Origin of the sequence: Bacillus sp. FSL K6-0268 (assembly GCF_038005425.1) — a bacterium.
GTDB lineage: Bacteria > Bacillota > Bacilli > Bacillales > Bacillaceae_G > Bacillus_A > Bacillus_A thuringiensis_S.
In genome coordinates this window covers 523,045-539,438 of record NZ_JBBOTF010000001.1, presented here as the reverse complement: position 1 = coordinate 539,438, position 16,394 = coordinate 523,045, and the positions used below count along the sequence as shown (strand labels likewise).

The window sequence follows — 16,394 nt, the reverse complement described above, 5'->3', positions numbered from 1 at the left end:
TGAATACTACTAATCGTATACATATAAATTCAGGAGGTTTCTATATGAAACATCATAATATGAGTTCCATCACGGCAAAAAAGAAAACAACACAACTCCAATTCTCTAATAATGATGCGTGGAAATATGAATCATACTATAAGTACCAACCATTATTCTCTTATAAAAAGCTTTTTAATTTTCTTTCTCAACTTTTTAGATGTTAATATATGCGCAAAAAATATATCATTCGCAGAATTTTTCTCAATATTAAATGTATAGACTTACTACAATTCAGTTGTTACCATATATAATAATCTGTTGGATAAACCCCTTAAGTTGACCTGCTTATATTAGCAGGTCTTTTTCATGATTACTTACTTCTACACCTCAATCTCACTTCCAAGTCTTTTTTCCATTTTATAACCATATTTAAATCCCAACAATTAATGATAATCATAAATTGTTGGGATTTTAATTGTTCACATATAATTATGCAATTCTTCTTTCTCAATACACAAAACACATTTTACTTGTTACTATGAAAGTACTCCAGATGAGTTTTTGCTCATCGACATTATCTAGTTAATGGGGCCTGCCGCGGGAAGCAGGTCTCTTTGACTTTATTAAGGTCCCAATTTCATTTGGACACATTTACCAGGTTTTTTCAAAAGAATTTTATGATAACATTACGTAGTCGAGTCCGACATCTCGGCAATACCCTTTTGAGGGTCTGTAACTTCCCTTGCAGACCCTCTTTTACTTTATATTCAATTTATTCATATATACCACAAGATCATTCACCTAATTTCTCCAATTCAAAATTCCCTAAAAATAATCTAGGACACGTAACTAAACATAAATCTATATCATACTTTGAGTTATACATGTTCAAAGGAGTGTTACTATTTATGTATTCTTATTGGCAATCGTATTACTCCCCCTACCATAACCCTTATGTAAACTATGATTTATCTGTACGTAACTACCGAATTAGTAAAAACGAGAATTTTTTAAAAGGGTATATGCGTTCTTTATGGGAACAACACGTCGCTTGGACGAGATTGGCTATTATAAGTATTGTATTTAATTTACCCGATGTTAACGTTACTGTTGGACGACTTCTACAAAACGCAACACATATGGGACTATCACTTGAACCATTTTACGGTGAAGATGCAGTAAAAAAATATAGTGCATTAATTAAGGATCACTTAGTCATTGCAGCAGATCTTGTTAAAGCCGCAAAAACTGGTAATCAAAATGCAGCTGCCGCTATAGAGAAAAAATGGTACGCTAATGGTGATGAAATCGTTGAGTTTCTTAATAACATCAACCCATATATAGGAAAAGAAGAATTCCGAAAAATGTTTTATGAACATTTAGCACTAACGAAAGCAGAAGCACTTACCTTCCTAAATAAAGATTATGAAGCAGGAGTACAACTTTACGATAAAATTGAAAAAGAAGCATTAGAAATGGCCGACATGATAACAAACGCAATCGTAAAACAATTCCCACAAGTATTTCAATAAAGTGAAATGTTAATCAGAGTAGGTATTACTACTAAGTAATACTTGATAAAATAAGTCGATTCCCCAACATAAATCGGCTTATTTAACTTTCTCTCCATGATATTTCACCTCTCCTCTTTACATTTAGCTTATATCGATATATTTTATTAATATCCGTTTTTTATAGGAGGAAATAGTTTGATTAACGCGATTGGGCTCGTTTTTATACTTACAAATAAACACGAGAAAAAAAAGAAAGTTTACCTAAATGAAAAATTTGCACTAATAGATATTATTGATTCTAAAGAAGTATTTGATGATGAAGGGAATCCTTTAGTAGAACTAACATGTAAATACAGTATATATTTAGATGAAAAATATTACTGTAAATCTCTCGATGATTATACTGGACAAGTATTTCCTTTCTTAAGTGCAAAAATAGGAAAAGGTCTTCTAAGAAACTTAAACTACTACTTTTCTTACGTTGATGCCTATGATAAGAAACCACCAGTTAAAGAAATAAGACCGCTGATGAAACAAGTAACTAACAGATAGCGAAACATACAAAAAAGGAAAGCATCTAGCTCTGGATGTTTTCTTTTTTATTGAAAACTCATTCATTCTCATCTCTTCTAAAAGTATGTATCCAAGCATATTTTAAATTAAAAACATTGGAGGATTAGACTGAATGAAATACTCAGAAACAATTATAAGTAAACGACTTCGAACGCTTAAAATGACGGGTATGTTTTTCATGCTAGTATTAATAGCATGGATTGGATATACAAAATTACTTTATGAAAACGGATTTCTTCAAGAAAAAAAGAATTCAGTAGAAGTAATGAATACTAGCATTACAGGAGAAATAGAGCAGCTTTTTCATATAAACTTGCAAGGTTATCGAAAAACAAACCTTGATGCTGTTATAGAAGCAAGTAAAACCGATCCAAGCGAACTATCCCTAATTGAACTGGTCAACAAATCCTGCTCGCGAGATTGCATAGGTGAGCCAGTAACATATGTAAACTCAAACAATGGATATATCTTTTATAAGGAATCTAATGGAACTAATGTAGCTATAACGGTTAAAAAGAAAGACACATGGGTAATTGTAAAGAAATCTGTTCAAGATGGAATATAACCACCCTAAAAAAGAGTACGTATGAAGTGACCCCTAAAAGTTAGACACGGTTATTTGATTAGGCAGCTTGATAAAAGTGAGTCCGGTATTGTACCGGGCTCATTTTTAATTTTGCCTTAATCCGTTTCGTATTATAATAATCTATATATTTTTCTAATTCTATTTTAAAGTGCTCTACATTTTCAAATTCTTTTATGTAGAGGAACTCCGATTTCATAATCCCAAAGAAATTTTCTATTACTGCGTTGTCGTAACAGTTGCCTTTTCGAGACATACTCTGGACGATAGCTCTTGATTCTAGTGTACGGACGTATTGTCTCATTTGATAATGCCATCCTTGATCCGAATGCATCAGTAGCTGGTGCGTTTCAGGTAAACGTTCCAATGCTTTCTCTAACATGTCTGAAACAAGCGAATACGTCGGTCTAGAACCAATTGTATAGGTAATAATTTCACCATTATACAAATCTAATACAGGTGATACATACAGTTTTTCTCCAAACAATTTAAACTCTGTGATGTCTGTTACCCACTTTTGATTCGGTGCATCTGTATGAAAATTACGCTCTAAAATATTAGGTGCAATTCTACCGACTTTTCCTTTATAGGATTTATATTTCTTCATACGCACAACACACTTTAACCCAAGCTCTTTCATAATGCGCTGAACCTTCTTGTGGTTCACTTTCTGGCCACGATTCGTTAATTCATCACGAATGCGACGGTAACCATAACGACCTTCATTTTCCTCATAAATCGCTTTAATCTCAGCTTTCAAATCGGCATCTACATCTGGACGATTCATTTTCTTTACTAAATCATAATACGTGCTTCGAGGAATAGTAGCTAGCTCCACGAGTGCCTTCACCGAATATTTATGCCTTAATTCATAGATTACTTGCGCTTTGTCTTGTTTTGTGATTTTTCCTTGTTTTGAACTAAGGCATTTAACTTTTTTAAGTACTCATTTTCCATCTCAAGCTGTTTAATGCGTGCTTCAAGTGCTTCGACTGACCCTTCAGCTAAATGTTGTTTTAATTGTTTATTTGAATCTTTTTTCATGGATGGACGCCCCTTTTTCTTAGATTGAAGGGCATCAATTCCTTGTGTTTCGAGCTGTTTTTTCCAAACAGAAATCGTTGAAGGGGCAGGAATATTAAAGATAGCTGCCGTCTCAAATAAGGACATACCGTTTTCAATCATAAAGTTTAGTACGTCTAGTTTAAATTGTTGTGTGTAATTTGTACATCGTTTTAGAAAAGCTTCCAGACCATTCTGTTTATATTGGTTTACCCAATTCAAAATGATTGTGTCACTTATACCGAGCGATCTACCCATTTCTCGATAACTTTCATTTCCGTTCAAATAACGTAGAACGATTTGTATTTTTTCATCAGCTGTAAATTTAGCCATAGAAAAACTGCACCTCCAATTGTTAGACTGTGTCTAACAATTGGGGTGCAGTTCAGTATCGTACTCTTTTTTATTATTAATACCCTTCATCTTCATCTCTACAATGGCATTTCGGTTTTGTTTTACAATGACATTTTTCACACTCACATTTCGGTTTCTCTTTGCAACAACATTCGTGAAAATCACTGCGTTTACATCTACATCTCCCAAACATTAAATTATCCCAAAATTTATTACAATTTCGGGAATGCCCACAATGACAAGTATTCCCCATGGATATGCTTCCTCCTTAATAGAATTCATCATATTCTATGTTTGAAAGTATACAAAGGCTTGTTTATTAGTCTATTTTCTCCATATTATAACTAGATTTAGAAGATTACATAAAAATAAAAAGCCGTCACATGACGGCTTTTTATTTAGCAAACTACTCTTTTGTATAAAAAAATTTAATTCCTTTCGTATCTAACCAAGCCGTTACTTTGTCCAGTTCGTTCCCTTGACGATAATCTGTCTCGAAATACACAAGTCCTTGGTTATTTCCGGGAGATATTATTTTAGAAGTATATCCAAGCTTATCCATCATTTGAATCATGTCAGGAATTAAATTTACACCAAATTCATAAGTAACTACTTTGTTATATTTATTCACTATAATTCCAACCCCTTCTTGTTTCTTTATTGGCTCAACAGTTTGATTTATAAACCAAGCTAACGGTTTATTTCCAATTAGCTCATTTAAATCACATTTTCCGATACCAGCTACATTCCCTGTTTCTGTGTATTGCCAAATATCACATGGATACGCCGGTTTGTTACCACCATAACGAGGAATCCATACAAAATCAGAATTGACATTTGCCATTCCAAATGGAGCATACATATGATGAGCAATATATAAACCGACCTTCTTAGCTCCTAATCTACGTAATTCATCAATAAATGCTTGTGCACCCGCTCTCATATCATTCATTGTTTTTACTTCTACGTCAGCTACCCAAACTGTGGCATTTTTTTCACCACGGTTCCAAAAGTCTCTTGCTTCTATCCGTGCATCCTCTACTGAAACGAAACGACAGAATGCATAATTACCAAACGGAATATTTCTTACTTTCATTGCTTGTACATAATTATTATATAAAGGATCAACATAAGTTGAACCATCTTGCACACGTGCAATTACGAAATCTAATTGTGGGGCTGCGATATCCCAGTTAATATTGCCATTCCATTTTGAAATATCTACAATGTAACCCATTATTCATCATCTCCTTTTTTATTATCATATTCAGAGATTGTATTTTTTGCTCTTATCCCTTAAACAATCAAGTCAGTTTTTTAATTAGCAGTAGAGATTTTGTATTCATTGATAATGATTTAAAATTTAACTTATGTATCGAAAAATAGAATATTATTATAGATTTAAAAGATGATTATTCAAAAAAACTAAAGTATATAATTAAAACCACCTTTTTGATAGGTGGTTTTAATTATATACATTGTCCATATTTGTGGTTACATAGTATATTATCGTGAGCCATTAAAATAATAAAAGCCAACTTGTATTTTTAACCCACTGATTAAAGTTTTACTTTATCTCACATACTCATAGTACCACTTACGCGCATCTAACCAAGCTGTAAATTTATCGATATTTCCAGCTGGATAGCCATTCGTTATAGCATAACCAATGCCATCTTTCTGAACGACAATTTGTCCATCAATACCCGCATCAACCATCGCTTGAGCCAAAGCTTGTAAATTACTAAATGCTACACCGCCAGTTTTTACTTTGAGCAAATCCACTGTACCTCCTCCAGTTTGTCCTGTAAGAGCAAACACAATAGAATTAGCGATTTTATCAACATTCCATTTTGCCATGTCAGATTCATTATCAATAAATCCTAATTCTATAAGAATAGCAGGTGCTTTCGTCCCATTTAATACCGCTAAATCTGTACGCTGTTTTGCACCTCGATCACGCCATCCAATATCTTTTGCTAGTTGAGCTGAGATTTTAGCCGCCAAGTCTTTCTGATCATAATACAGAACCTCAACACCCTGTCCATTTCCATCGCTTGCATTAAGATGAAAAGAAATAACTAAATCCACAGCATGGGAATTGCTTTTACGAATGATATTATTTAAATTTTGTGATTGAGTTGTTCCTACCTCGTCCGTATCGTCATAAACCGTGTGTCCTAAGGCTCTTAACTTAGCCGCCACGGCATCTTTAACTTGCCTATCCAGAACGTGTTCTTTCCGATTCCCGAAATTAGCACCTTGAACAATACTATTATGTCCTCCGTGCAAACTATATCTAGCCATTATTCATCAACATCTCCTTTCTTAATATTCTATTCAAAACTTGTCTTATTGCTATTCCCACTTACAATCTTAACTGTACCCATACACCCTACATTTTCTAAAATTGACGGTACGAACAAAAAAGCATCACCCTTTCGGCGATGCCTAAGCTCCCTAAATAAATAGAGTTTAAAATCACTGAAACTTCACCTATATTTCCTCCCCTTCCTTCACAGCTTCTATTAACCTCTGCAACATATACCCAATCCCTTTACACCCCTCTAGCGGATATGTAATCATTTCTTCTGGATATAACTTTGTCACTACTTTTTTATGCTTTTTTCCTGCTAGTAAGACGATTTCGTCAAACTGTAATAAACTTTTATCTACCATCTGTTTTTGTAATTGCTCTATACTTATTACCTCATCGCTTTTTGAATCAAATGCAAGATCATAGTTTTCTAATACAATATCATTTGGTCTTAAAAATCCATGTTTCGCTGATAATATAACCCAGTTTTCGAAAAACATAGTTGTGTACGCCTGACATGCTTTTCCGAACGGACTAATATATACATCTTTTGCTTCCATCGGTCCGTAGTTTGAATGCTTATCCCAAATTTTCTTTTTTCCACAAGGAATTATACATAGCCTTTTCATATATATTTCTACTCCCTTTACTTCTGTAAATAAAATTCGTTATTTTGTACATTTTTCTCTCGAAATACTATATAATAATTCCGAAAGCTAAAATTACACATTTTACCATATACGTACTATGGATCACTCTCATTGCAAATATTATAATACCATAAAAATTTTTGCTTTTTTTCTTCAAAATATTAAATATAAATTTTAACATAAGGATGTATAGATATAATTAAAAAGGAGGTTCATAAAAATGAAAAATATTATCCCTGCACTATTAGTCTATTTTATCGTTTGCGTTATTTCCGTTATCATCCCAGCATCTGAAGGCTATAATTATGTCGGCTGGAAGTTATTTGTTGGGCAAGTGTATGCGATACCTATTTTCTTCATTACTGCGATAATCACATTTTATATAAACAAGAAAAAATCTTACGAATAAACGATTATAAGGATAGCTAACGCTATCCTTATTTTAATTCGTTAATCAAATCTAAAATAGCCCTTGCAGTACTTTGTATCCTTTCTTCCGAAAAGTCAAACGCAACACCTGTATTTATATATATTTCCTGTATAGGTAAATTCCAATCTGAACTCGCTCCCTCTTTAAAGAAAGCAATCGCTTGTTCCTGATTCTCTCGATAAATTTGAAACAATTGCATCGCTCCTATTTGCGCAATTGCATATTCAATTTTATAAAAAGGAAACTGAACAAAGTGAAATGACTCGAACCAATTTCATTCTCTACTCCTGCAATATCAACTGATGAATATTGATACCTTTTACATAGTTCAATATATTTCTCATCTCGCTCTTCTGGTGAATGGTTTGGATTTGTATAAAGCCAGTGCTGGAATACATCTCCTGAAACTGACGATATTAATAACGATAAAGTACGATATAATTGAGCTTGCTGTACTTCTTTATAATCATCCTCTTGCGTATAAAAAATATTAAGCTTATCCATTAATAGTAATTCAAGACTAAGGGAATAAAGTTCCGCCACCTCTTCACGAAGGTATCTTTCCTGCATACTACTTTCATTGTTAAATTGTTTATAAAAGTGAAATGCATGCCCCAATTCATGTATTAATGCATGAATCGCATAAAATGAAGAACTAAAATTAGAATAAACAAAAACGTCTTTACTATGAGATAAGGTAAAGCAAGCAGCTCCTGGTGCTTTATTTTTCCGTTCTTGTACGTCAATTAATCCCGCTTTCCTTATATGAGTAAATTCCTCATGAAAACATGAATCTGTCTTCCGCAACATTTCTTCAATTCCATCCAATAAATTAATATAATTTTCAAATGGATATTTTTGCAAATTACAAGGAACAAGATCCCAGGGACGATACGTTTTTACATCAAGATTCTTTTTAAGAAAACTTCCTAACTGTTTCCAAATTGGTACAACACACTTTTCTATCGACTCATGAAACTTAAAACAATCTTCAATACTGTAATCTCTATTTTTTTGTTTAAAGGCATACTCACTATAATTATTAAATCCTGCATTTAATTTTCTGTTTTTTAGAGATAAAAAAGGACAAGTAGCCAATCTGACTACTTGTCCTTGCTGTTTATGTGTACTCAATAAAATTAAGCTTGGAATGCTTCTGTTAATACTGGTACGATTTGTTTTTTACGAGATACAACACCTTTTAATGTAGCTGTGTTGTTTTCTAGTGATACGTTGTATGCTTTCTCAACAACGTTTGCTGCTTTACCGATCGCAAGACCGACAGAATCGTTAGTTAAGATATCAGTTACAACGAATAAGAATAGGTCTAAACCTTTTTCTTCTACTACTGCAGAAATTACTTTTTCAAGTTCCGCTTGGTGTACAAGAACGTCGTTTGTATCAACAGCGTTTACTTGTGCGATTTCAACTTTCGCATTACCCATTTGGAATTCTTTAGCGTCAAGAGAGATTAATTGCTCCATTGTTTTTCCGCTTAAGTCAGCACCAGCTTTTAACATTTCTAAGCCGTAGCTATCAGCATCTACACCAGCGATTTCCGCTAATTCACGAGCAGCTGCTACGTCTTGTTCTGTGCAAGTTGGAGATTTGAATAGTAAAGAATCTGAAATAATTGCAGATAACATTAAACCTGCAACTTCTTTACGAATTGTAACGCCATTTTCTTTGTACATTTTGTTTAAGATTGTAGCTGTACATCCAACTGGCTCACAACGATAGTATATAGGATCGCTTGTTTCAAAGTTAGCAATACGGTGATGGTCAATAACTTCTAACACACGAACTGATTCGATATCGTTAGCACTTTGTTGACGCTCGTTATGGTCAACTAAAATAACGTTGTCCACTTCGCTTGCTACTGTCTCAACAAAACGCGGTCCTTCTACTTTAAAATAGTCTAACGCAAATTGAGTTTCACCGCTGATTTCGCCTAAACGTACAGGCTCAGCATTCATTCCTAATTCTTTTTTCAATTCTGCATAAGCAATTGCAGAACAAATTGCATCTGTATCTGGGTTTTTATGCCCGAAAACTAGTACTTTTTCCATGTTTTCCACCTCTTCATGAAAAGGATATCTTAAAGAAGCAAATATGACAATATTTAAAGCATATTTTTTTATAAATAATTGCACTTTCTTCTATATTTTTCATCATTTTCATAAAAAAAATCATCTAAAATGAATTAGATGATCGAAATATATGTTTCAATTAAAATAGTGTAGGAGCTTGCACTACGTTGTTAAAAGCGAAATTTGAAGCTAAGCCATTATTCACAAGGTTTACATCTATAACTTGATAAAACGCATTTCCAGTGTCTGCAATTTCCCAAACAGCTAAAATAAGATGGTATCCACTACGATCAGTTGGTACATTTGCTTCATGCGTTACTGTTGTCCCTGGTCTAGCCCCACCGTCATTTTTCACATAGAATGGCACTAAATCTAAATCTGATCGCGTTAAAGGTTTATTTGGATTCCAGCCTTTTTTCGTAATATAATATTTCCACTCTTTCGTACTATGAGGAGCAGTTAGTTTCCACTTGAATGTATTCGTCCCGCCATTTAACGTAACTTTCTTCCACCTATCCACAGTTTGAACATCTAAAGCAGGAAAATGACCAGCCCCTGCAATTTGTCCATCAGAAGGTCCTAGTTGCGGAAATCCCCCTATCCCTTCTACACTTTGTGGTTCATATTGAATCGGTCCACAATTTACATTTACCCCTTGCTTACATAAATAAGATCGGCTCGCTGGTGATTCTACATAACCATGAGCTGAAGCCTTTTCTGAAAATCCAAATGTTAATAATCCCGTAAGTAATACGCCACCACTTAAAATAACTTTCTTCATCTTTTGTAAACTATTCTTTTTCATTCTTTCATCCCCTTCCGATAATAAAGCGAAAATAACTATAGTTGGCTAGTCATCTTCTCTACATTTATTATAAGACGAGAATCATTACTAAAAGAACCCTCTAAAAACTTTCTCAAATTCATTTAGTGCGTTAAATGGATTATATCAATAAATTTATTTAACACCGCCAGAAAAATATAGACGGTGTTAAAATAGTTTCTTATTATTCAGTATGATAACCTTTTAATCACAATTTATATGCATTTATAATAAAGAACCGTAGCATCTAACTTTCCATTCGGAGAAATTGCATACCCTGGTATTGTTCCAACTTCTTGGTAGTCTAGTGATTTGTACAATTTATTGGAAGGATCTCCTTCTCTAGTATCTAATACTAAAAGAGACCTGTTTTCTTGCTTCGCTCGTTCCTCTGCTTTTTGCATAAGCAATCGTCCAATACCGTTACGTCTAAAGTTTGGATGAGTCATTAATTTGCAAATCTCGGCTCTATGAATTCCGTTAGGCTTTGTAACTAATTGTAATTGAATACTCCCTGCTACTTCGTTGTTTATTTTAGCCACATACAATATCACTTCTGGCGCTAATACTGTTTGCCAATACTTTGTTGCGTCTTTTTGTTCCAGTGGAGGCAAAAAACCAATTGATGCCCCATCATTTACAACCGTTTTCAAAAGTTTCGAAAGTTCTTCCATATCATTTTCTAGTTGCTTAATTTCTTCAATTACTAAATTTCGCATTACTTTTCCCCCTTTTGTTTCATTGTAACAATTTTTAAAGAAGGAATAATGAAATAATAAGATGAATTTATTTAGGATATGATTTTTTTTGAAAGGATAACGATATGAAATATATATTAGATAGAACATATGCAAAAGAATTACTCGAATGGGCATATGAACAAAACCCGGGCCCTTGGTTTGAACATTCACTACATGTTGCTCATGCAACTGAAAACATAATTATAGAGCTTATCAAAAAAGGGTATGACCTAGACGCTGACATAGCATATAACGCTGCCCTTTTGCATGATATCGGAAGATACAAAGGTTTTACCAAATCGGTCATTCATTCCTATGATGGTTATATGTATATGAATGATTTAGGATATGCAGGAAACGCCATTATTTGTGTGACACACTCATTTCCCTGTAAAAATGAACATATAGATATCGCAGCGGAATGGCATCTCGTTCCTGACCATATGAAAAGCCGGTTGGTTGCAATATTGAATGAACATAGTAACTACGACTTATACAATAAAGTAATTACTCTTTGTGACGCTCTTGCTGACGCGGATGGCTTTACTACGCTGGAAAGAAGATTAATTTCCGTTGGTTTGCGTCATGGTACAACATCTCATACATCTTTACATTGGAAAGGGTTTTATGCAATTAAGAAAGAATTAGAAGCTTTAATCGGTAAGAGTATATACACAGTTCTTCCTGATGTAGAGAATTCGATTTATGAAGATATAGAATACTAAAGTGAATACAAATTTAATTTCACATAAAAAAACGTTTTAAACATAAAGTTTAAAACGTTTTTTTATTCAATGCTTTTGATTTTTCAGTTCTGTTAAACACTCTTGCACTAAAGTTACCGCTTGACTCATCGCAGCTCCGCCAGCAAATGCTGCTGAAACACCACATGCTTCCAGAATCTCTTTATCCGAACATCCTTGATCAAGACAACCTTTTGTATGATAAATTGTACAATACTCATCTTGCGTTGCTAAACTAATTCCTAATGCAATAAGTTGTTTTTCTCTTTTTGTTAAAGCACCCTCTTGAAAACAAGCTTGCGTAAACGCATTATATGTCTCAGCGATTTCAGGAATTTGATTTGTAAAACTACCTATACCTTCTTTATAATGATGTAGAATATCATTTATCGAACTATGTTGCTCATGTTCCATCTTATTCCCTCCAGTCATATTATCCATACCTATTGTAGTATGCGATGAAATGGAGGCAATATACCTTCTTTTAAATCAAGAATTTTCAGTTAATTTACGTTATAATTTTAAATTATCATCTACTATAACTTTTTCTCTAGAACTTTTCCTTTCAACCTCTTTACTTCTTTCTTCCCAAAATGTTAATCCTTCAATCCCTACATTTTTAGGATCAAATACTGGATCTTTCCCTTCTTTTTTCTGCGTTTCATAGTCTTTTAACACTTTTAATGCGATTTTACTTAATAATAGAATCGCGATTAAGTTTAACCATGCCATACTACCGATTCCTAAATCTCCGAGATTCCATAAAAGCGACGCTGATTCAACACTACCGATGTAAACCATAATTAAAAATCCAAATTTTAAAACTGGTTTTAACCAGCCATACTTCAATTGACGATCTAAATAAGTAAGTGTCGTTTCAGCGATATAGTAATAAGCGAGTAACGTTGTAAATGCAAAAAAGAAAATTGCAATTGAAATAAATATTGGACCAAACCCTGTCATCACAGTTTCAACTGCTTGTTGCGTATAAATTGGACCTGCTTCCACATTTCCTATGTTTTTTACAATAGCGCGTTTCCCTTCAGGTATAACATTATACATACCTGTAATTAATATCATAAGAGCTGTCGCTGTACATACGACAATTGTATCGATATATACGGAAAACGCTTGAACTAATCCTTGTTTTGCAGGATGCGATACTTCAGCAGCAGCCGAACTATACGTCGCTTCTCCGACACCAGCAACGTTTGAAAATACAGCGCGTTTTACGCCCCATGCAATAGCTGCACCAACAATTCCACCAAACATTTCATTTACACCAAATGCGCTAGAGAAAATTAAAGCAAACATACTTGGAATCTCCGTTACATTCGCAATTAATATGATACATGTAACAATTACATAACCAATTGCCATAAATGGAACAAGCATTTGAGAAACGCCAGCTATTCTCTTTACACCACCAAAAATAATTGCTGCTAGTAACACGACTAAAAATATACCAGTTATATATTTGTTAATACCATTAGAGTTTTCAAATCCAATTGCGATACTACTAGATTGAATACCTGGTAATAACACGCCATATGAAAGTGTTACAACTACCGCTACAATGACTGCAAACCATTTCATTTTTAAACCTTTCTCAATGAAATATGGAGTACCGCCGCGATATTCATTCCCTACTTTACTTTTGTATACTTGAGATAATGTTGATTCAACAAACGCGCTCGCTGCCCCTAACAAAGCCATTACCCACATCCAAAATACAGCTCCAGGCCCGCCGAAAGCGATTGCTGTCGCTACCCCTGCGATATTACCAATTCCAACTCTTCCTGATAAGGCTAAACAAAATGCCTGAAAAGATGATATTCCCGTCTCTGAACTCTTTCCTTCAAATAATAGTTTAATCATCTCTTTAAAATAACGAATTTGCAAAAAGCGTGTTGCAATCGTGAAATATACGCCTGCCCCTAATGCAAAAACAACTAAACCGATACTCCACACTTGCCCTACTAACCATTCTACTAAATTCTCCATCCAAATCCCCCTTATCATTCTTTTGAAAAACAATTTTGTATATAAGAAAACGGACAACTATTATCAAACTTTCTAGTTGTCCGCATCTTTCATTATTTCATCCCTCAATTTTTGTCAGTAAAACGCCCTATTACTTTATATTTACCCAAACACTTTTCACTTCTGTATAATTATCAAGCGCATATGAACCTAATTCGCGGCCAATACCAGATTGTTTGTATCCACCAAATGGTGCAGCTGCATTTTCTAAGTTATAATCATTAATCCACACTGTTCCTGCTTTTAATTTATTTGCCACTTGATGACCCGTTTTGATATTTTGCGTCCATACACCCGCAGCAAGGCCATAAGATGAGTTGTTCGCTCGTTCAATTACTTCTTCTGTCGAATCAAATGGAAGTACAACAACAACTGGTCCAAATATTTCTTCCTTAACGATTGTCATATCGTCTGTAACGTCTGTGAATACAGTTGGCTTAACGAAATAACCTTTTTCAAGCGCACGTTCACCACCAGCCGCAACTGTAGCACCTTCTTTCTTCCCTTGCTCAATGTAATTTAACACACGCTCTTGTTGTTTCTTAGATACGAGTGGACCCATCTCCGTTCCTTTCTCCATACCTGCTCCAAGTTTTACGTTGTTCGCCATTTTCACAAGTGCATCTACTACAGTTTCATAATGTTTACGATGAACAAATACACGTGATCCTGCGCTACAATTTTGACCGTGATTATACATAATACCTTGGAATGCACCACTAATTGCTTCTTCCAAGTCCGCATCTTCTAAAATGATATTTGGTGATTTGCCGCCAAGCTCTAACGTTACATGCTTAATCATTTCTGCAGACTGACGCATAATATACTTTCCTGTAACAGTAGATCCTGTAAAAGCAACTTTATCAATGTCATGATGATTTACAATTGCCGCTCCTGCTTCAGGACCAAAGCCTGGTACAAAGTTTACAACACCGTTTGGAAATCCAGCCTCTTTAAAGAGTTTTGCTGTATATAGTAAGGATAAAGGTGTTTGCTCTGCTGGTTTTAATACGATCGTACAACCTGTCGCCAGTGCAGCTCCCATTTTCCAAGAAGACATAACGAGCGGAAAGTTCCACGGAATAATCTGACCTACAACACCTACAGGTTCATGTCTCGTATAGTTTAAGTAATCTTTTGAAATCGGGATTGTTTGCCCAATAATTTTTGTAGCCCATCCTGCGTAATAACGATAATTTTCTACAGTCGCTGAAATATCATCCTCAAGTGCTACTTGATACGGCTTCCCATTATCTAAAGCTTCTAATTGCGCTAACTCTTCTCTATGTTCTTCAATTAAATCTGCTAATTTATAAATAAGATGCGCTCTTTCAGCAGTAGTCATTTCTGCCCACGGACCAGATTTAAATGCAGATCTTGCTGCTTTTACTGCAGCATCAATATCCTCTTCTTGCGCTTCACATACGACTGCTAAAACATCTTCTGTTGCTGGATTGTACGTTTCAAACGTCTTTCCGCCAATAGCAGAAACAAATTCGCCATTAATAAACATTTTAATTTCTTCATTTAAAAACGCTTCCACTTTTGGTTTCAGCTCAATATTTGTCTTTAACATTATGTTCTCCTCCTTATTTAAACAGCTGCATGAGCTGCAATATTTGATAAAATCGTTTGAAGCTTTTGATCTTCGTTAACAGTTAATCCTAGTCTTGGATAGCGAGAAGGTCCTCCCGCTTGCCCATGTAATTCCATGGAACGTTTAACGATTTGAACATATTTCCCTGACCCTTCAAGAAACTCGCAAAGTGGTAAAATAGCATCGTTTATTTCCCATGCTTTTTCTAATTCACCATTTTGAAAATGCTCATACATTTTTGTAACGAGACCAGGAACGATATTTCCTGCTACTGAAACCCATCCCGAGGCACCAACTAAATATGATTCCATAACTAAATCTTCAGAACCACAGAAGACTTGGAAAGCCCCTTCACTTTGTCTTACTAAATCTCTTGCTTTTCGAATATCTCCGCTAGATTCTTTAATATGTGTAACATTTTCACACTCTTTTCCAATACGGAGCATTAGCTCTGTACTCATATCAACACCAGAAGTAAATGGATTATTGTATAACATAATTGGTATATTTACAGAGTTTGAGATTTCTTTAAAATGAAAATAGATCTCCTCTTCCTTCGGTTTACAATAGTAAGAGTTTATAATTAATGCACAATCCGCTCCGTGCGCTTCTGCATGTTTCGTATATTCAATTGTTTCTTTCGTGGTTTCCGCAGCAGTTCCAACAATGACTGGAATACGGCCATCAATTTCTTTCAAAACGGTTTCTACCATTTTAAATCGCTCTTCTTTTGATAAACTTACAAACTCTCCTGTACTTCCATTAATGATGATGCCTGCAACCTTTTGTTCGATAAAGTAATTTACATTTTGTTTTACCCCATCCCAATTAATTTCCTGAAATTCATCCATCGGTGTTATTAATACTGGAAATGCCCCTTTAATTTTTTGCAT

At 34.4% G+C, this 16,394-nt stretch carries 17 protein-coding genes and 1 pseudogene; 5 read left to right on the top strand and 13 right to left on the bottom strand.

Annotated features, from left to right (window positions below):
- Window positions 1–890 precede the first annotated feature (890 nt).
- The 3 genes from MHI28_RS02740 to MHI28_RS02730 all read left to right on the top strand — a co-directional run bounded on the left by MHI28_RS02740 (window position 891) and on the right by MHI28_RS02730 (window position 2,634).
- Window positions 891–1,514 (top strand): hypothetical protein, encoded by a 624-nt coding sequence (locus MHI28_RS02740; RefSeq protein WP_000287735.1) that lies wholly within the window; start codon window positions 891–893, stop codon window positions 1,512–1,514.
- Window positions 1,515–1,691: 177 nt separating this feature from the next.
- Window positions 1,692–2,048: a hypothetical protein gene (locus MHI28_RS02735; protein ID WP_000606231.1), complete on the top strand. Its 357-nt coding sequence runs from the start codon at window positions 1,692–1,694 to the stop codon at window positions 2,046–2,048.
- Between the two features lie 133 nt (window positions 2,049–2,181).
- Window positions 2,182–2,634, top strand: coding sequence for a hypothetical protein (locus tag MHI28_RS02730; RefSeq protein ID WP_063675447.1), 453 nt, complete (start codon window positions 2,182–2,184; stop codon window positions 2,632–2,634).
- 58 nt (window positions 2,635–2,692) lie between these two features.
- Here MHI28_RS02730 and MHI28_RS02725 read toward each other — a convergent pair.
- The 5 genes from MHI28_RS02725 to MHI28_RS02705 form a co-directional block, all read right to left on the bottom strand.
- A protein-coding gene (locus tag MHI28_RS02725) for an IS3 family transposase (RefSeq protein ID WP_208730123.1) occupies window positions 2,693–4,047 on the bottom strand; the annotation gives its coding sequence in 2 pieces (ribosomal slippage) (window positions 2,693–3,594 and window positions 3,594–4,047; 1,356 coding nt in all).
- 33 nt (window positions 4,048–4,080) lie between these two features.
- Complete coding sequence (locus tag MHI28_RS02720) at window positions 4,081–4,257, bottom strand: hypothetical protein (RefSeq protein WP_000503006.1); 177 nt, start codon at window positions 4,255–4,257, stop codon at window positions 4,081–4,083.
- 217 nt (window positions 4,258–4,474) lie between these two features.
- The gene (locus MHI28_RS02715) at window positions 4,475–5,305 is read right to left on the bottom strand and encodes a GH25 family lysozyme (RefSeq protein ID WP_000540626.1); all 831 of its coding nucleotides are present in this window, start codon (window positions 5,303–5,305) and stop codon (window positions 4,475–4,477) included.
- Window positions 5,306–5,640: 335 nt separating this feature from the next.
- Complete coding sequence (locus tag MHI28_RS02710; protein WP_000135285.1) at window positions 5,641–6,375, bottom strand: N-acetylmuramoyl-L-alanine amidase; 735 nt, start codon at window positions 6,373–6,375, stop codon at window positions 5,641–5,643.
- 189 nt (window positions 6,376–6,564) lie between these two features.
- Window positions 6,565–7,014, bottom strand: coding sequence for a DUF6884 domain-containing protein (locus MHI28_RS02705; protein WP_340827597.1), 450 nt, complete (start codon window positions 7,012–7,014; stop codon window positions 6,565–6,567).
- 241 nt (window positions 7,015–7,255) lie between these two features.
- Here MHI28_RS02705 and MHI28_RS02700 point away from each other — a divergent pair, with 241 nt between their 5' ends.
- Window positions 7,256–7,444 (top strand): DUF4017 family protein, encoded by a 189-nt coding sequence (locus MHI28_RS02700; protein WP_000789485.1) that lies wholly within the window; start codon window positions 7,256–7,258, stop codon window positions 7,442–7,444.
- Between the two features lie 28 nt (window positions 7,445–7,472).
- On the opposite strand, the pseudogene MHI28_RS02695 reads toward MHI28_RS02700, so the two are convergent.
- The 4 genes and pseudogenes from MHI28_RS02695 to MHI28_RS02680 all read right to left on the bottom strand — a co-directional run.
- Window positions 7,473–8,533 (bottom strand): annotated as a pseudogene (locus tag MHI28_RS02695) (M3 family oligoendopeptidase); the annotation flags it as partial.
- A gap of 71 nt (window positions 8,534–8,604) precedes the next feature.
- Window positions 8,605–9,534, bottom strand: a complete 930-nt coding sequence (gene ppaC / locus MHI28_RS02690) for a manganese-dependent inorganic pyrophosphatase (RefSeq protein ID WP_000416871.1) — start codon at window positions 9,532–9,534, stop codon at window positions 8,605–8,607.
- A gap of 160 nt (window positions 9,535–9,694) precedes the next feature.
- Entirely contained in the window at window positions 9,695–10,360 is a 666-nt protein-coding gene (locus MHI28_RS02685) for a lytic polysaccharide monooxygenase (protein WP_000742282.1), read from the bottom strand.
- Between the two features lie 233 nt (window positions 10,361–10,593).
- Window positions 10,594–11,097, bottom strand: a complete 504-nt coding sequence (locus MHI28_RS02680; RefSeq protein WP_001245262.1) for a GNAT family N-acetyltransferase — start codon at window positions 11,095–11,097, stop codon at window positions 10,594–10,596.
- A 104-nt stretch (window positions 11,098–11,201) separates the two neighbouring features.
- On the opposite strand from MHI28_RS02680, the gene MHI28_RS02675 reads away from it, so the two are divergent.
- On the top strand, window positions 11,202–11,843 hold the full coding sequence (locus tag MHI28_RS02675) for an HD domain-containing protein (protein WP_000874108.1): 642 nt from the start codon (window positions 11,202–11,204) through the stop codon (window positions 11,841–11,843).
- Between the two features lie 66 nt (window positions 11,844–11,909).
- Here MHI28_RS02675 and MHI28_RS02670 read toward each other — a convergent pair whose 3' ends face one another.
- From MHI28_RS02670 to dapA, 4 genes are all read right to left on the bottom strand, one after another.
- Complete coding sequence (locus tag MHI28_RS02670) at window positions 11,910–12,302, bottom strand: carboxymuconolactone decarboxylase family protein (RefSeq protein WP_001999958.1); 393 nt, start codon at window positions 12,300–12,302, stop codon at window positions 11,910–11,912.
- 72 nt (window positions 12,303–12,374) lie between these two features.
- Window positions 12,375–13,865: an alanine/glycine:cation symporter family protein gene (locus MHI28_RS02665; protein WP_000429518.1), complete on the bottom strand. Its 1,491-nt coding sequence runs from the start codon at window positions 13,863–13,865 to the stop codon at window positions 12,375–12,377.
- 130 nt (window positions 13,866–13,995) lie between these two features.
- Entirely contained in the window at window positions 13,996–15,480 is a 1,485-nt protein-coding gene (locus MHI28_RS02660) for an aldehyde dehydrogenase family protein (RefSeq protein ID WP_000920980.1), read from the bottom strand.
- A gap of 17 nt (window positions 15,481–15,497) precedes the next feature.
- The gene (gene dapA, locus MHI28_RS02655) at window positions 15,498–16,394 is read right to left on the bottom strand and encodes a 4-hydroxy-tetrahydrodipicolinate synthase (RefSeq protein ID WP_001169450.1); all 897 of its coding nucleotides are present in this window, start codon (window positions 16,392–16,394) and stop codon (window positions 15,498–15,500) included.